Source organism: Bacillus sp. MZGC1 (assembly GCF_002998605.1).
Classification (GTDB): Bacteria; Bacillota; Bacilli; order Bacillales; family Bacillaceae; genus Bacillus.
On the sequence record NZ_PVRE01000003.1, the window covers coordinates 307370 to 322660 of the forward strand.

Sequence of the window (15291 nt, forward strand, 5' to 3'; positions counted from 1 at the left end):
ACACATGCCAAATATTAAATCAGCGATCAAACGTACAAAAACGAATAACGAACGCCGTGCACACAACGCAACAATCAAGTCTGCGATGCGTACTGCGATTAAACAAGTTGAAGTTTCTGTAGCTAACAACGATGCTGAGCAAGCAAAAGCTGCTCTTTCTTCTGCTGCAAAACGCATTGACAAAGCCGTTAAAACTGGTCTTGTACACAAAAACGCAGCTGCGCGTTACAAGTCAAGACTTGCTAAACAAGTAAACGGACTTTCTGCATAATGCTTGCAACGCCTCAGTGATGAGGCAACTGTTTAACTGTACGTCCGTCCTGACCGGCTCAGCCATTAGGACAGACTGGCAATTATACATCTAAACAAAAACGACCCTCTTTTTAGAAGGTCGTTTTTTTATGCTCAAGCGCCCAATAGTCGAAGCAGGAACAATTCTAACAATAGCTGCTTGTCCTTTTTACCGGTTTTCATTTCATAATCGATCGTTGATAGCTCTTTGACAATCTGCTTGAGCTCTTCTTCTGAAAACAGCCTTGCCTGATCCATAGCAAGTTTGACGCGGAATGGGTGGACTTTTAGATTTGAAGCAATTTGTTTTTGCCCATATCCTTGCTGAGCGAAATACTTCGTCTGCAAAATCAATCGAAATTGAGTTGATATGAGTGCTAATATTTTAATGGGTTCCTCATTTTGTTTCAGCAAATCATAAAACATCTGCATGGCCTCAGAGCGGCGTCTGTTGACAATTTGGTTAATTAATTCGAAAATATTCTGCTCTAAGCTTCTTGCAACGAGCTGATTGACATCCGCTAATTCAATTTCTTCTCGTTCTCCAATATATGTACTCAGCTTCCTGACCTCTTGAAACAATGAGGATAGACTCCCACCGCATAGCATCACAAGCTGCTCAGCCGCTTCAGATGTCATCGCCTTTCCTTCTGTTTTCACCAGTGTAATGGTGAAATCCGTTGTTTCTTTTGGGTTTAACTCTTTTGCCTCAACCATAGCCGCTTTCTTTTTTAGCAATTTGGTGATTTTCTTCCGTTCATCCAGCTTTTCATATGGTGCTAATAACACGAGAATGGTATAAGGCGCCGGCTTTTCTAAATAAGCTTCTAACACAGAAAGCTCATGCTCAATCTTCTCCTTTTTCTTTTCCGCTGTAAGAAAATAAGGATTCTTGATCACAACGAGCCGCCTTTCTCCCATAAACGGAAAGGTTTCTGCATCCGTCACAGCCTGTTCAAGCGGCACCTCTTCCATATCAAAGACGGAGTAATTAAAATCCTTCGTCTCCTCGTCTACTACAGCTTGTCTTAATTTAGCTGCTGTTTCTTGCAGTAAATACGTTTCTTTTCCATATAAGCAATAAACGGGATGGATATCCCCTCTTTTTAAATTGTTCCAAACTTCAAAGACCATAAATTGAATCCCTCTCTTTCACTTCCTCCTCTATCCTAAAGTGTGTGAAGACATTAGTAAAGAGGAAGCTGAAAGTGCCGCCTCCTCATTTATAGTAAACGTCTGGTGCAAGCTCCCGGGTCAGCTCGCTGTCAGACGATATTCATAAAATGATCATGAAAATGGAAAACGGTTACTTTACCTTCTAGCAATTCCAAATGAGTTCAAGTATACTAAAATTAGCCAGGAGGGATGAAAATGAATGAATTTGAAAAAAATGTTCAAAGCAAGCGGAATGATGTGACCGACTCAGCCGTTGGTTTTATCGTCACATTCGGATTTTTCGCCTCAATGTTTATTTTGGCAACAATTATACACCTCGTTGGATCTTAACTTCATGATTGCTAAATGACTGCCGTTTTGGCAGTTTTTTTATTGATTTTGTAAGATATCATATGGAGGTTGCGTGTAAAACGTTCCTTTTTTCTCAAGAAATTCATAGGTCACACTACCGTCTCGATCTGTGCGGTACACCTCCATTTGATGATCCTTTAGTTTTTTCAAAACTTCCTGATGAGGATGCTGATAACGATTGCGTTCACCAGCCGAAATGAGTGCATGCGACGGCTCCAGATGTCGAAGCCACTCCTCACTTGTTGACCCTTTACTCCCATGATGCCCAACCTTTAAGACATCCGCTCGCAGGTGGGGATAGGCTTCTATGATGTCTCGTTCCCCTTCTTGTTCAAGGTCTCCAGTGAACAGAAAACGTTTTCCGCCAAGAGTAAAAGCCAGAACGAGTGAATCATTGTTCTTACTTGTCACCCGGTCTTGCAAAGGGTGCAGAACCTCAAATATGTGCTCTCCAACTCGGAGCTGATCTCCTCTTTCTAATTCATCAATAAATATCCCTTTTTTAGCTGCTTCTTTTAGCAGCTTTGCGTCCTCTGGACTTCGGGCAAAGCCTTTTGGTATGGCCAGCCGCTTTACTTTATTTCGGTTGATTAAACGAACCGCTTCTCCCATGTGATCTTGATCCGCATGCGTGAGAATCAGCACATCAAGTTTTGCTATACCTTTAGAATGCAGAAACGGGATCAGCGTTTGATCACCGATCGTAGATACTTTACGTCTTTTTTTCCACGGTTCCTCTTCAAAAGAAAGTCTGCCCCCTGTATCCACAAGCAGATGCCCCTTTCGATAGGGCAGTTGAATAAACAAACTATCCCCCTGTCCTACATCCAGCATCGTGACCTCCCCTTTTTGGAGAAAGTTCGGAGTAAAAAAGTGTACACTCAAAACACCAATGGAAAAAAGAATTGGCACAGAATAGGATTTCACAGAAGCTTTGCACTCCATCACAAACAGCAGAAAAACAATGGCACTCACTTCCAGAAGAATATGCCACCAAGTAGATTTCATAAAAATCAAGTTAAACCCATCAAAAACTGCCATATGTGCTGACAACTGATGACTTAGCTGGATGACCGAATCAAGCAGCTGGAACAATGCTTGTCCAAAAGGGAGATAAATGATGGACAAAAGAAAAAAGAGTAAGGACAGAGGCAGTACAACCGTCGTATAAAAAGGGACAAACATCATATTCAATGGGATGCTCAGCAAAGAAAATTGCTGAAAATGATATAAAAGAACAGGAAGTGAGGCAAGCTGCGCAACAAAGGATATAAGGAATAACTGCATCACTGCACTTTTCGCTTGTGATAAGATTTTGGTCGATAACAAAATAAAGAACGTTACCACGAATGAAAGCTGAAATCCGATATCAAATAGATATAGAGGATGAATCGCTAATAAGAGTAAAAACGTTGCGCTTAATACGACAGCAGAAGGCTGTTTCATTTCTTTCGGCAGGCTCGTCATCACTAAATAGATTCCTGCCATGAGACAAGCTCTTAAAACCGATGGTGCAGCACCTGTCAAACAAGCATAAACAGGAAGAAAGAATAATAGAAGAATACGTGCTGTCTCTCTTGTCACACCGGCACGAAGCAGACACCAAAATAAACAGGCAAGAAGCGTTTGCACATGCAGTCCTGAGATCGCTAACAGATGAATAATGCCGAGCATTTGATAGTCTCTTAATGTGTCAGGATCAATCAACTCACGATCACCAAAAATAAGGGCCTGTACAATGCCTACAGAGTTTTTCGGCACATGATCTTCTAAGAATTTTAAGCCCTTTTGTCTCATCGCTTGAAGATAATAGGAAGGTCTGTCTTTTTTTGTACAGCCTTTGATTGACTGCGGTAAGAAAATGGCGCTAATGCCTTTTGATTTTAGAAATTGATCGTATTGAAACCCGTTAGGAATGGTTGCGTGTTTAGGCGGCCGAACATCACCTGTCATATGACAGCTCATACCTGGCTCTACATCTTTTAGCGCCTCTTTTTCACGCTCTGTTTGAATGGTATAGAAAGCGGCTAGCCGTTCATGTTCTGTTGACACAGTTGCTGAAAAACGATTGCCATCTGTTTTCGGAATACTTTCAATCACAACGGAGCCGGAAAGAAATTTTTCTTGTACAGGTTGATCCGTTTCAAAAAACTCATGAACCATAAAAATAAGAGTATAAACAGCTCCACATAGGCTGACCATCAGAAAGAGCCGGGGAATTTTTTTCAGTAGGCTGAGAAGTAATATGATGAGAAGAAAGAGAAGGAAATACATATGAAGATGATATGCAGCCAGAGCAATTCCAACAGCTGCTGAAATTGCCCCAAACGGCAAATAATTAAACATAGGAAGTAAATAATTGATTCGCCTTCTCATGCATAACGCGAATTTCTGTTTCACTAAGTCCTGATTCACTTAACTTGCCAATTAAATCTGCAACAAAGGCCAATTTTTCTTGATTTTTTAAGTCGATGATCATTTCATCCAGTTCAACTTGTTCCGTTTGAACACCTGCCTGCTCAAATAAATCAACGGCATATGGGTGATTTTTATAATCCTTTGCATAGTATACGGTTCGAATACCTGCTTGAATAATGGCTTTACAGCACTGCAAACAAGGAAAATGCGTGACATATATTTCAGCATCCGCTGTAGGTGCACCAAATTTGGCACATTGTAAAATAGCGTTCATTTCCGCATGGATGGTGCGAACGCAGTGATGATCAATGACATAGCATCCCACATCTGCACAATGGACATCACCAGCAATTGAGCCATTATATCCCCCTGCAATGATACGTTTGTCTCTGACGATGGTCGCCCCAACAGCTAACCGCTCACAGGTGCTTCGTAAAGCAAGCAAATGGCTTTGTGCCATAAAATATTGATTCCATGAAATTCTTTCCACGAGCTGATCCCTCCAGAATGATGGTTGGTATTAAGTGTACATGCCTTTCTTCTATACCGTCAATTCTACTTAACGGTCAATTCACTTTTCAGCCGTTCAATGGTCTTCTCCCCAAAACCTGAAATGTTCCGCAAATCTTCAATTTGTTGAAATTCCCCGTGTTCCTCTCTGTACGTAATGATGGCTTCTGCTTTAGCTGGCCCTATTCCGTTAATGGTTTGCAATTCCGCCGCATCAGCCTGATTGACATTGACACCTTGACTCTTTTCATTACCCGATGGAGCGTCAGTAGCTGCTATTTGCGTCTGCCTCTCCGCTTCTCCCTGCTTCCGGACATAAATCATCATACTGTCCTCTAATTTTGCTGCTTGATTGATTTCAATCGTGTCTGCTTTACTAGTAAAGCCCCCTGCTCTCCGGATCGCTTCTTCTACCCGTGCATCAGATTGAAACTTATAAACACCTGGTTTTTTCACAGCTCCTTTGACCTCTACAAAAATGGGAGATGATTCATGATCGGTCTTTTCTTGTTTGTCTTCTAATGTGACTTGTATGTCTTTATCTTCCTTCAATACACTTGGCTCTCTGCTGCTCTCCCTATTTCCTGCGAAAAGGAAAAAAGTGATGATGATCACGACCATGAGCCCAGCTCCGATATAAAGACTGTATTTTTTCAATGGAATGAGTCGCTTCACGTGCTCACGCTTCTTTCAATCATATTTTTCTATTGCTCAACATACTGTTTAGAAGATAACAGATCCTATGCGTCTAAGGAGGGAGAACGTTTGAATATAGGGATAATCGGTACAGGAAACATGGGTACCATACTTACTGAGGCATTTATTGAATCAAAGGCAGTCAATCCCTCATCCATCACCATCACAAACCGGACCATTGAAAAAGCGTTCAATATAAAAAAGAACCACCCAGAGCTTGAAGTTACGAAACAGCTTACAGGAGCTGTCACGAATAAAGATTTTATCTTTGTTTGTGTCAAACCACTTGATATTTATCCACTTTTAAAAGAGCTGAGCCCTCTTTTAACAGAGCACCAAACCATTGTCATCATCACAAGCCCGGTACATCCTGAACAGCTTCAGGATATCGTTCCTTGTCAAACAGCCCGGCTGATTCCAAGCATTACGAACCGCGCTTTATCAGGGGCGTCACTTTTAACATTTGGATCGTCATGCAATGTCGCGACGAAAACAGCGTTAAGACAGTTAGCTTCCTGCATTTCAACACCCGTTGAGATTCATCATTCGATTACAAGAGCGGCGTCAGATATCGTCAGCTGCGGTCCTGCCTTTATCAGCTTTCTCGTTCAGAAAATGATTGAAGCAGCTGTCGAAGAAACAGATATTTCTAAAGAAGAAGCCACCACCTTATCAGAAGATATGCTTGTAGGACTTGGCCGTTTGATTGAAAAAAGAGTCTATACCCTTCCGACACTGCAAGACAAAGTGTGTGTTAAAGGCGGCGTCACTGGTGAAGGGATTAAAGCACTTGAAGCAGGTGTTCAAGATATGTTTCACCGCCTCTTTCAAAACACCCATGAAAAATTCGATGAAGACCTTGAAGCGGTTGCGCATCAATACCCGCCAAGTGTGTTTACTGATGATCGCAGAAATTAATCATCTCTGCAACAAGCGAAAAAAGGGTTTTAAAAAACCATCGTTCCATTAAACGATGGTTTTTGGTTTCTTAGCTGAAATGAAATATCTTTCGGCTAATTCCCCAGGGACTTCATTTGTAAAATCAGCAGTCACTTCTATCTGTACAAAGCCAGCGGACTCAAGGAACGCCGCATATGTCTCAAATGGAAATGTGCGCTGTTCATGTGTCTCATCATAACGCTGATACACGTCTCCGTCCTTTACAAAAAAGCTTAAATCGTGAATGACCGAATACACGTCATCCCCTTTATCACTCTGCCAAATATAGCTGATCTCTTCATCCTGATCGGCATAAGTCGAACCTGGGAATACCTCTTCCATTTTATAAGGTGTATGAACATCAAAGAGTAAAACCCCATCTGCCTCTAAAAGCTGAAACATGTTTTTAAAGGTTTTTTTGACGTCATTTTCGTTTTTTAAGTAATTCAAGGAATCACAGCAAATAACCGCTGCTTGAAAGACTTGCTCAAAACCCGTAAGCTCTCTCATATCTTGGTGTAAAAATTGAATTGACTGCCTTTTCGCCTGTGCTTTTTGCTGCGCGAAGGCCAGCATTTCTTCACTGAGGTCAATTCCTGTGACTGTGTGGCCCTTTTCAGCTAACCGAAGAGAAATCTCTCCAGTTCCACAGCCAACATCAATAATGGCAGCATTCGGTTTGATATTCTGCTGGATCCACTGAACCCATTCATCATAAGGTGCATGTGTCATGAGCTCGTCATACACACCTGCAAACCCTTGATAAATCATGAGTTAATGCCAAGTGAAAGCGTTTCTCTCGGCGCATCTCCCCATAGCTTCTCTAGGTTGTAGTATCCTCTTTCTTCTTTGTGGAACACATGAGCAATGACATCACCAAGATCAATCAATACCCATCTTGCTTCATCAAAGCCTTCCATCTTCTTCACTTCGATCCCACTTTCCTCTGCAAGATGTTTTACTTCTCTTGCAATGGCCTGCACTTGCTTATCAGAGTTCCCGTGACAAATGAGAAAATAATCGGCAACAAGTGAGATTCCTTGCATATTAAGGGCAATAATATCCTCAGCCCGTTTATCATCGCATGCTCCTGCCGCGACGTTTAAAATTGATGATGAATCCATCCAAATTCCTCCTTAATTGTTCTTATGCACAAGCGAGTTGTAAGTAGCCAATGTATCTGGAAAGACTGGCTGATTCTTTTTCAATAAGAAGCTGATGGTGTTTTTTAGTGACTGAACCAGCGCGCTATCCAAATCATGCTCTGCTAACTCTCTTACTTCTTCAACACCAGGGAAATGACGTCCTGGTTCGATATAATCAGCGACATAAATGACCTTTTCAAGTAATGTCATGTTTGGCCTGCCTGATGTATGAAATTCAATGGCAGTTAAAATGTCTTGGTCGTTAATAGCTGCTTCCTTTTTAACCAGATAAGCACCAACCGGGGCATGCCAAAGCTCAGGCGAATATTCAAGCAATAGAGGGTTCATCTGTTTCTTCTGGATAATTCCCTTCATTTCTTCCTTTGGTCTAAATTTCGCATAATCATGAAAAATAGCGGCGATCTCTGCTTTTTTCACATCTGCACCGAACCGTTCCGCTAATGAAATGGCTGCACTCATGACCCCGAGTGTATGTGTATATCTATGCTCTGTTAACTGCTCTTTGACACAGTTCAATGCTTCTTCACGATTCATATAAATGATGCTCCTTTATATAACGCTCAACAGCTTTCGGTATCAAATAATCGACAGGTTTTTCCTGCTTTATTCGCTGCCTAATCAATGTCGATGATACATCAAAAGCTGGAACATCTGCAAATAAAAGAGGATATGCCGTACTTCCGGCATAACCCGGTCTTTTCATCCCAATAAAGGTAATCATCTGAAGCAAATCATCAATCCGATGCCATTTTGGCAAATACTCGACCATGTCAGCTCCAATCATAAAAAAGAACTCATCTTCAGGATGACGCTTCTTTAAAAGCTCCACCGTATCCACTGTATAAGATGGACCCTCTCGCTCCATTTCAATGAGCTCCAGCCGAAAATGTGGATTTGACTGGATCGCCGCTTCCACCATTTTCACTCGGTGACGACTATCTGCTCGTTTCCGGTCTGTTTTATGAGGGGGCTTGTGATTTGGGATAAACCACATTTCATCAAGCCCTACTTGAAAACGCACCTCATTCGCCATCAGCAAATGCCCATTATGAGGAGGATCAAACGTACCGCCAAACAACCCTATTTTTTTCATATCACATCCACCTTTACGGCAGCTTAATTTGTTTATTTCCCTTCGATTCTTTATAAAGGACAATCACATTTCCGATCGTTTGAACAAGTTCAGCTTTTGCACCTTTTACAAGTGCTTTCGCAACTTCCGTTTTGTCCTCGTCGCAGTTTTGTAATACGCTGACCTTTAACAGTTCTCTTACTTCAAGCGCCTCGGAAATTTGCTTGATCATATTGTCATTTACCCCGCCTTTTCCTACTTGAAAAATAGGTGATAAATGATGTGCTTTTGCACGTAAAAAACGTTTTTGTTTCCCTTTTAACATGGTGTTCCTCCTAATTTCTCTATCACAATTGACTTCATTTTTCTGGCGTCAGGCGTGATGCCTGTCCACAATTCAAAGGCTCTTGCTGCTTGTCCAACAAACATGCCGACACCATCTACTGTTTTCAAACCTAACCCGGCTGCATCTTTGAGCAGCTTTGTTTCTATTGGATTATACACAATATCACAAACGACCGCTGTTTTTTTTGCGTTTGCTAAAGAAATCGGGGTTTCTTCAACATTCGGGTACATACCGATTGAGGTCGTATGGATGATGACATCATATTCCCCAAGTCGTTCTTCTGCTGTCTTTAAAGTAATGGCACTAGATGTGATGTTCCCATCTGCACTTTCAATTAAAGCCTCAGCTTTTTCAATGGTGCGGTTGGTGATATCAAAGCTTTTCGGTGCATAGTCAGCGATTGTCGTATAAATCGCTCTTGCCGCTCCGCCAGCACCAATCATAAGAAATGACAGCTCTGATAATGGCTGATCCAAGGCTTCAAGCAATGAATGAAGAAAGCCCTCTCCATCTGTGTTGTACCCGACGAGCTGACCTCCTTCGAGCCGCACCGTATTGACTGCACGCAGGCGTTCAGCTGTCACATCAATTTTATCAAGGTACTGCATAATGTCTACCTTGTGCGGAACAGTGACGTTAAAGCCGCTTATTCCTAAGGCTTTCATACCGTGAATGGCATCTTTAAGGTCTTCGTCTTCTACTTGAAAGCCATGATAATGTCCATCAATCCCAGCATCCTTCAATGCTGCATTATGAATATCCGGAGACATTGAATGACCAACAGGGTTACCGATTAATCCGTATAAAGGTTTCAAGGTCTCTCCCCCTTTGAACATTTAAATTAACGAACGTCTCATAAACACATGAACGCCTTTTGGCGCATAGACTTTGATTTGCTTCCCTGCATCATTTGCCGTTACCCATCCTAAGCCTGAAAAGACGATGTCCATTTTCGGCTGATCAATCGTAAAGGTATGCGGAACGAGCGGAGGGAAATCTTCCATCCCCTCTTTTGATGGCGGTGATAGCAGTTCCCCGGCATGTTTTTCATATAAATCATCTGCGTTCTCTAACTTTGTTCTGTGTATGTTCAGCTCATTTGGCATATAGCAGACAAATGACGTTCTGCCGCCTTTTACATAATCAAATCGAGCAAGGCCGCCAAAATAAAGCGTTTGTGCTTCATTTAATTGGAACGTTCTCGGTTTCAATTCTTTTTTCGGCGTTAAGATCTTCAAGTCATTTTTGCTGACATAGTGCGCCATCTGATGACGGTTGATAATGCCCGGCGTATCAAATAGAGCAGATCCGTCATCAAGCGGGATCTCAATGGCATCAAGTGTTGTACCTGGATATTGGGATGTGGTGATCACGTTCTCTTCGCCAGATACTTCTTTGATGATTCGATTGATAAATGTTGATTTTCCAACATTCGTACAGCCGACGACATAGACATTTCTTCCCTCACGGTAATGATCGATCGCTTCCATCACCTCAGGTACGCCCTGACCTCTGCTTGCACTGATTAAGAAAACATCGATCGGGTTCAATCCGTTTTCTTTCGCTTCCCGTTTCATCCAATGAATCAGACGATCTTTTTTCACGGATTTCGGTAAAATATCTACTTTGTTGCCGACGAGTAAAATCGGATTACCACCGACAATACGACTCAGCCCATTGATCCAGCTTCCGTTAAAGTCAAAAATATCAACGACCTTTACAATCAGAGAATCTGTCTCTCCAATGCTGTGCAATATATTTAAAAAGTCGTCTTCTGTTAAAGAAACATCTTGTATTTCATTGTAGTTCTTTAACCTAAAACAGCGCTGACAGATCACATCTTCTTTCAATAGAGATGCTGCCGGCGCATATCCTAATTGATCTTTATCTTCCGTCTGAATGGCTACACCGCAGCCAATACAAACAACCTTTTCCATTATTACTCTTCCTCCCACTGAATGTGGCCCTTACGCTTTAAGGCTCCTAAAATTCTGCGTTCAATCTGCCTGTTAAACTTGGTGAAAAATCCGTCCGAGGCAGCGACAGGGACGACCAAAATCGTATGGAAGCCATGACGATTCCCGCCTAGTACATCGGTCATGAGCTGATCCCCAATGACCACCACATCTTCTTTTTTCAATTGCATATCAGAGACTGCCTTATTAAAGGCTCTTCCCATAGGCTTTTTCGCTTTATAAATAAACGGGATATGAACTGGTTCAGAAAAAAGCTTGACCCTTTTTTCATTATTGTTCGATACAATCGTCACTTGTATCCCGTGATCCTTCATTTCTTGAAACCATTCAATTAAGCGGGGCGTCGCACTTGGACGGTCCCATTCTACTAGTGTGTTATCTAAATCGGTAATAATTCCTTTTACATTTCGTTCTTTTAATTTTTGCGGTGAAATGTGGAAAATGCTTTTCACAAATTCATCCGGTAAGAAATACTTCTTTAGCACAATTTGCACCCTTTCTTCCCTTGGTTTTTCAGCGATGGTGTCGAATCAAATCACAATTTGTCTGTCTATCGAATACAATGAAAAAGTTTTCGACATATGACGAGGACCTTCAACAGGTGTGGATAATTTTACACACATTATCCACCTATATTTCATCACGCTTTCATTCAATTATAAACACTCTACCCACAAGTTATCCACTTCACCATGTGGATAACAGAACGATTGTTCTTGTTTCCCATTCATGGTAGATTAAAGGTACTTCAGAGACATTCGATCAACCTATGATGATATGTCTTTTCCTTAAGTTTTATGCCAACTTTTTCAGGGGAGGTGTTTTTCCCATCATATGGGTTTCTAGTATGAAAAAGCTGTCAGATGATTTACTTATAGAATCGTATTATAAAGCAAATGAAATGAACTTAAATCGCGACTTCATTGAATTAATTGAGACAGAAATGAAAAGACGTTCGCTCGGGCATATGCTCTCTGTTTCCTCTTAATTCCATTTCGCAGGAACCATGCCTCCCGAGCACTCTCCTTTTTTAAACTCAGGTGACTGATATTATATCACTTGCGCTATAGGCTTACTACTATTTTCCGTAAAAAACACCCCTTCTCATCAAAGAAGAGGTGTCTTATTTGCAAGGCTGTTCATTCCAAAACCATAACCCTCCGCCTACGACCAAAATGACCACAAGGAACACAACAAGAAAAGCGTAACCGATTCCTGCTCCTTGAGCTGGATAAGGTGAACACGCAGGGTAAGGATAAGGGCATCCCCACATATCAGTTACCTCCTTCTAGGAAGATATACTGTTAGACTATGCTGGATGGATGGTCTTGTTTAGGCAGATGGCCATCATTTAAAAATGTTTGATAACATCACGCTCTTTGATTTCGTTATAAATAATTCTTGCCCCTTTTGGCGTCATATGATTGCCAGAAGGGTCGATCAAACCTGATTGAATCAGCGCATTGTCACTATCTTCACCAGCTTCTCGGATGAACGCATTCCAATTGTCGACTAGCGGTACTTGCTGATCCTTGGCTATTTCTCTCGTAATGTCATTATAGGAATTTTGCCAAGCTCTTGCCCCGCCTCTCTCCGCAAAATAAGATGACTTATACCTAGAGTAGTAATACAAGCCCTTTTTTCCGCCTTCTACAACAGGTACACAGGTCATGAGAATCGGGGTAATGCCTTCTTTTCTACTTTCAGAAATGAAGTAGGATACATTTTCTTTAAATCGTTTTTTCGTCACGCGGGGATGTTTCCCATCTAAAATCGCCGCATCATTCGTACCGAACATGATGAGGACGTAAGTTGGTTTCTGCTTTAAAATATCCTGCTCAAAGCGAAGCTTCGCGTCTTCAGTTGTCTGCCCGCCAATGCCTGCATTCTTCACTTGAATTTGGCCGCGCTCGACGTTTTTCATGAGATTCACCCATTTTTCAGATGTTGGATAATCTCGAAAGTCCCAGTTTGATCCCCTTGTATTGCTGTCGCCAAATGCAATGACACTTTCTTGTTCTGGCTTTGAGCACCCAGCAGCGACACAAAGCAGGATAAAAAGGACAACACATTTCTTCACAACATTCACCTCCAAAAGCCCTCTTCATATAGTAAACGACAAGACTTTTGGTTTCAATGAATGACTGTTTTTGACGAATGCTTCCTATTGCAGGTGAACAGGTACATACGCTTTGTCATGATGCAGCAGTTCGCTCACTTTGACAAATTCATAGCCTCGATCCTTTAATTCAGGAATCACTTGTTTCAGTGCTTCTACCGTCTGCTTCCGATTGCCCCCGCCATCATGCAAAAGAATGATATCGCCGCCTTGAATATGATCAATAATCCGGCTCGCAATTTTGCGTGAGCCTGGTCTTGACCAGTCCTTCGGATCTTGCGTAAAGGACCACATGACCACATCATATCCTTGCTTTGACAAAATGCGGAATGATGTCATCGTCAAGCGGCCGCCAGGGGGGCGAAATAATAAGGGTCCGCCAGGCTGAAGTGAAGCGATATGAGCCGCTGATTCTTTTAATTCCTGCTTGATCTCCTTTGATGATAACAGGTCAAAATACGTATGATTCATCGTGTGATTGCCAAGCTCATTTCCTTCGTCCACAATCCGTTCTGCGATCTTTGGATATGCGTGAATCCGGCTTCCTACGACAAAAAAGCTGGCATTTACTTGATGCTGCTTCAGCACATCCAATATTTGATTCGTGTAAACTGGATGAGGTCCATCATCAAAGGTGATCGCAATCTTTTTCCGTTCCGCTCTCATGTCCCAAAAGGCATGTCCCGTTTTTTCAAGATCGACTCGTTTTAATGTATATGCCTCTACTTCATTAGGAACAAAAGCACATAGCAGCAATATACACATCAAGACATGCAACCCTCTCATTTGACCGCCTCCACAGAACATTCTTACAGATTAAATTGCCCGCTTTTTGATGAATCATTCAGCATTCATAGTCACGGTCCGCATCTCTGACTTCTTTTTTGACATAAAAAAAAGCCGGCCCATCAGGCCCGCTTTTTGTTTCACGTTTGGTTTCTCTCTTCAACTGTCGAACGTTGCTTAGAATTCATACAGACACTCTCCTTCTTGGATTTGATTTTGAGCCCATAATAATTTCTGATAATACTGGTTGGACTTCTGGTATTGTTGAGAGGCTTCTAAGGCTGTCGCAATTTCTAGTGAGATATCCTCTATATAAGAGTATAGGCTAAGTTTTTCCAAATAATCAATGGTTTTTTGCAGTTGTTCTTCATTCATTCCTTGAACATATAAAGCATCCAGATACTCAAACATATGACAAAACAGCTGGTCTTCATGCTTCTTTGCAGCTAATTTTCCATCTTCTAATATGCGGCGTGCTTCCACTTGTTCATTTTGTCTAAAAAGCAGTTTTGCCAGCGTATAGAGCGTATGCGGAAGCGTGGGAAGCTGCTCTTTACAGGCAATATCAGCCGATTCCGTTAAATAGCGTTCTGCTTCCTCTCTATAGCCCAGCTCCCCATAACATTTTCCTAAATTATAAAGCGCTGAACTGTATATCCGCGGATGATCAATCTGTGATGCGAGCTGTTTTGCCTTTTTTAAATGAGGCAGTGCCCGGTCTTTTCGTTTTAGATCTTGATAGTTTCCTGAGATAACAAAAAGACACTGAATGATGCGAATAGAGTAGGCATCATGCTGATCGTATATTTCCAGCGCCTTTAAAATATGATGCATCGAGACATGCGTTTGCTTCATTATATAGTAGGCTTCTGCTACTTTAAAATGAAACTCAGCCTGCTCAATATCATCAAATACCATGGACAGCTGTTTTTCTGCCACTCGATAATATTTGACGGCTTCTAAATATTCTTTTTGACTAAACTCATGCATGCCACGAAAAAATGCATGGTAATAATGCAGCATATCAGATAACTCATGATTGGAATTTTCGATTTTATCGACAAGATTAGATACTGAGAAAGGTTGATATTTTGAAGGGTGTATATAGTCAAGCATGATTTGGTGCCGAAAACACATGAGCTGATAATAAATCAGTAAATGCTGGTCCTCTTCCATCCGTTCAATTTCCGCTTCTACTTCTGCTTTCAGGATTTCCGCATCTGGAACACTGAACTGCCGTATCATTCGATACCATTCATTAATTTTCATACCTACATGTGAAGAAAGAACCTTCCCCATGTTCCGAAAAAACCCCTTCCTTTTCGGTCTAATATTACATATTTTAGCACGCTTCTTGACCGCCAAGCACCGCAAAGAAACCGCAAACATATGAGAAGGGCAGCAAAAACAGACGAACAGAAGCCCGTTTTTTTCGAAAAAGATGA

At 41.6% G+C, this 15291-nt stretch carries 20 protein-coding genes; 4 read left to right on the forward strand and 16 right to left on the reverse strand.

The annotated features are described in order from the left end of the window. Nucleotides 1–4 precede the first annotated feature (4 nt). Complete coding sequence (rpsT, locus tag C6Y06_RS11035) at nucleotides 5–271, forward strand: 30S ribosomal protein S20 (RefSeq protein WP_008342485.1); 267 nt, start codon at nucleotides 5–7, stop codon at nucleotides 269–271. A 134-nt stretch (nucleotides 272–405) separates the two neighbouring features. Here the strand turns inward: rpsT and holA are convergent, their stop codons facing one another. Beyond that, the gene (gene holA, locus C6Y06_RS11040) at nucleotides 406–1425 is read right to left on the reverse strand and encodes a DNA polymerase III subunit delta (protein ID WP_060596647.1); all 1020 of its coding nucleotides are present in this window, start codon (nucleotides 1423–1425) and stop codon (nucleotides 406–408) included. Nucleotides 1426–1662: 237 nt separating this feature from the next. Here holA and C6Y06_RS11045 point away from each other — a divergent pair, with 237 nt between their 5' ends. Continuing rightward, nucleotides 1663–1797, forward strand: coding sequence for a YqzM family protein (locus C6Y06_RS11045; RefSeq protein WP_012010638.1), 135 nt, complete (start codon nucleotides 1663–1665; stop codon nucleotides 1795–1797). Nucleotides 1798–1836: 39 nt separating this feature from the next. On the opposite strand, the gene C6Y06_RS11050 is transcribed toward C6Y06_RS11045, so the two are convergent. The 3 genes from C6Y06_RS11050 to C6Y06_RS11060 all read right to left on the reverse strand — a co-directional run bounded on the left by C6Y06_RS11050 (nucleotide 1837) and on the right by C6Y06_RS11060 (nucleotide 5421). Further along, nucleotides 1837–4164 carry a DNA internalization-related competence protein ComEC/Rec2 gene (locus C6Y06_RS11050; RefSeq protein WP_106036881.1) on the reverse strand — a complete coding sequence of 776 codons (2328 nt, stop codon included), beginning with the start codon at nucleotides 4162–4164 and terminating at the stop codon, nucleotides 1837–1839. Continuing rightward, nucleotides 4157–4726, reverse strand: coding sequence for a ComE operon protein 2 (locus C6Y06_RS11055; RefSeq protein ID WP_034661371.1), 570 nt, complete (start codon nucleotides 4724–4726; stop codon nucleotides 4157–4159). Before C6Y06_RS11055 ends, C6Y06_RS11050 begins: the two co-directional genes overlap by 8 nt. Nucleotides 4727–4791: 65 nt before the next feature. Continuing rightward, entirely contained in the window at nucleotides 4792–5421 is a 630-nt protein-coding gene (locus tag C6Y06_RS11060; RefSeq protein ID WP_106036882.1) for a helix-hairpin-helix domain-containing protein, read from the reverse strand. 90 nt (nucleotides 5422–5511) lie between these two features. On the opposite strand from C6Y06_RS11060, the gene comER reads away from it, so the two are divergent. Beyond that, a complete protein-coding gene (gene comER / locus C6Y06_RS11065; protein ID WP_060596644.1) occupies nucleotides 5512–6360 on the forward strand; it encodes a late competence protein ComER in 849 nt (282 codons plus the stop codon). Between the two features lie 48 nt (nucleotides 6361–6408). Here comER and C6Y06_RS11070 read toward each other — a convergent pair whose 3' ends face one another. From C6Y06_RS11070 to C6Y06_RS11105, 8 genes are read right to left on the reverse strand one after another with little or no spacing between them, the layout of a single operon-like run. Then, on the reverse strand, nucleotides 6409–7152 hold the full coding sequence (locus tag C6Y06_RS11070) for a class I SAM-dependent DNA methyltransferase (RefSeq protein ID WP_066030638.1): 744 nt from the start codon (nucleotides 7150–7152) through the stop codon (nucleotides 6409–6411). Next, nucleotides 7149–7505, reverse strand: coding sequence for a ribosome silencing factor (gene rsfS, locus C6Y06_RS11075; RefSeq protein WP_003217467.1), 357 nt, complete (start codon nucleotides 7503–7505; stop codon nucleotides 7149–7151). Before rsfS ends, C6Y06_RS11070 begins: the two co-directional genes overlap by 4 nt. A gap of 12 nt (nucleotides 7506–7517) precedes the next feature. Beyond that, nucleotides 7518–8081 (reverse strand): bis(5'-nucleosyl)-tetraphosphatase (symmetrical) YqeK, encoded by a 564-nt coding sequence (yqeK, locus tag C6Y06_RS11080; protein WP_106036883.1) that lies wholly within the window; start codon nucleotides 8079–8081, stop codon nucleotides 7518–7520. Beyond that, a complete protein-coding gene (locus C6Y06_RS11085; RefSeq protein WP_060596641.1) occupies nucleotides 8071–8640 on the reverse strand; it encodes a nicotinate-nucleotide adenylyltransferase in 570 nt (189 codons plus the stop codon). Before C6Y06_RS11085 ends, yqeK begins: the two co-directional genes overlap by 11 nt. A 13-nt stretch (nucleotides 8641–8653) precedes the next feature. Beyond that, entirely contained in the window at nucleotides 8654–8944 is a 291-nt protein-coding gene (yhbY, locus tag C6Y06_RS11090) for a ribosome assembly RNA-binding protein YhbY (protein ID WP_106036884.1), read from the reverse strand. Continuing rightward, on the reverse strand, nucleotides 8938–9780 hold the full coding sequence (gene aroE, locus C6Y06_RS11095) for a shikimate dehydrogenase (RefSeq protein WP_106036885.1): 843 nt from the start codon (nucleotides 9778–9780) through the stop codon (nucleotides 8938–8940). The genes yhbY and aroE overlap by 7 nt, the downstream gene beginning before the upstream one ends. A gap of 21 nt (nucleotides 9781–9801) precedes the next feature. After that, nucleotides 9802–10902: a ribosome biogenesis GTPase YqeH gene (yqeH, locus tag C6Y06_RS11100; protein WP_034661381.1), complete on the reverse strand. Its 1101-nt coding sequence runs from the start codon at nucleotides 10900–10902 to the stop codon at nucleotides 9802–9804. Nucleotides 10903–10904: 2 nt separating this feature from the next. Then, on the reverse strand, nucleotides 10905–11426 hold the full coding sequence (locus C6Y06_RS11105) for a YqeG family HAD IIIA-type phosphatase (RefSeq protein WP_034662006.1): 522 nt from the start codon (nucleotides 11424–11426) through the stop codon (nucleotides 10905–10907). Nucleotides 11427–11788: 362 nt separating this feature from the next. Between C6Y06_RS11105 and C6Y06_RS11110 the strand changes: the two genes are divergently transcribed. Next, nucleotides 11789–11929, forward strand: a complete 141-nt coding sequence (locus tag C6Y06_RS11110) for a sporulation histidine kinase inhibitor Sda (protein ID WP_003217327.1) — start codon at nucleotides 11789–11791, stop codon at nucleotides 11927–11929. A 135-nt stretch (nucleotides 11930–12064) separates the two neighbouring features. Here the strand turns inward: C6Y06_RS11110 and C6Y06_RS20080 are convergent, their stop codons facing one another. From C6Y06_RS20080 to C6Y06_RS11125, 4 genes are all read right to left on the reverse strand, one after another. Beyond that, nucleotides 12065–12214 carry a hypothetical protein gene (locus C6Y06_RS20080; RefSeq protein ID WP_003217499.1) on the reverse strand — a complete coding sequence of 50 codons (150 nt, stop codon included), beginning with the start codon at nucleotides 12212–12214 and terminating at the stop codon, nucleotides 12065–12067. 78 nt (nucleotides 12215–12292) lie between these two features. Beyond that, entirely contained in the window at nucleotides 12293–13036 is a 744-nt protein-coding gene (locus C6Y06_RS11115) for an SGNH/GDSL hydrolase family protein (RefSeq protein ID WP_106036886.1), read from the reverse strand. A 69-nt stretch (nucleotides 13037–13105) separates the two neighbouring features. Then, the gene (locus C6Y06_RS11120) at nucleotides 13106–13846 is read right to left on the reverse strand and encodes a polysaccharide deacetylase family protein (RefSeq protein WP_106036887.1); all 741 of its coding nucleotides are present in this window, start codon (nucleotides 13844–13846) and stop codon (nucleotides 13106–13108) included. Between the two features lie 177 nt (nucleotides 13847–14023). Then, entirely contained in the window at nucleotides 14024–15145 is a 1122-nt protein-coding gene (locus C6Y06_RS11125; protein WP_034661385.1) for a Rap family tetratricopeptide repeat protein, read from the reverse strand. Between the last annotated feature and the right edge of the window lie 146 nt (nucleotides 15146–15291).

Excerpts from the sequence above, each read along its gene's own strand:
- yhbY (WP_106036884.1), bottom strand. The coding sequence starts at position 8,944 with ATGTTAAAAGGGAAACAAAAACGTTTTTTACGTGCAAAAGCACATCAT.
- yqeK (WP_106036883.1), bottom strand. The coding sequence starts at position 8,081 with ATGAATCGTGAAGAAGCATTGAACTGTGTCAAAGAGCAGTTAACAGAG.
- C6Y06_RS11045 (WP_012010638.1), top strand. The coding sequence starts at position 1,663 with ATGAATGAATTTGAAAAAAATGTTCAAAGCAAGCGGAATGATGTGACC.
- C6Y06_RS20080 (WP_003217499.1), bottom strand. The coding sequence starts at position 12,214 with ATGTGGGGATGCCCTTATCCTTACCCTGCGTGTTCACCTTATCCAGCT.
- C6Y06_RS11070 (WP_066030638.1), bottom strand. The coding sequence starts at position 7,152 with ATGATTTATCAAGGGTTTGCAGGTGTGTATGACGAGCTCATGACACAT.
- holA (WP_060596647.1), bottom strand. The coding sequence starts at position 1,425 with ATGGTCTTTGAAGTTTGGAACAATTTAAAAAGAGGGGATATCCATCCC.
- C6Y06_RS11050 (WP_106036881.1), bottom strand. The coding sequence starts at position 4,164 with ATGTTTAATTATTTGCCGTTTGGGGCAATTTCAGCAGCTGTTGGAATT.
- C6Y06_RS11085 (WP_060596641.1), bottom strand. The coding sequence starts at position 8,640 with ATGAAAAAAATAGGGTTGTTTGGCGGTACGTTTGATCCTCCTCATAAT.
- rpsT (WP_008342485.1), top strand. The coding sequence starts at position 5 with ATGCCAAATATTAAATCAGCGATCAAACGTACAAAAACGAATAACGAA.
- rsfS (WP_003217467.1), bottom strand. The coding sequence starts at position 7,505 with ATGGATTCATCATCAATTTTAAACGTCGCGGCAGGAGCATGCGATGAT.
- C6Y06_RS11125 (WP_034661385.1), bottom strand. The coding sequence starts at position 15,145 with ATGGGGAAGGTTCTTTCTTCACATGTAGGTATGAAAATTAATGAATGG.
- C6Y06_RS11110 (WP_003217327.1), top strand. The coding sequence starts at position 11,789 with ATGAAAAAGCTGTCAGATGATTTACTTATAGAATCGTATTATAAAGCA.
- C6Y06_RS11120 (WP_106036887.1), bottom strand. The coding sequence starts at position 13,846 with ATGAGAGGGTTGCATGTCTTGATGTGTATATTGCTGCTATGTGCTTTT.
- yqeH (WP_034661381.1), bottom strand. The coding sequence starts at position 10,902 with ATGGAAAAGGTTGTTTGTATTGGCTGCGGTGTAGCCATTCAGACGGAA.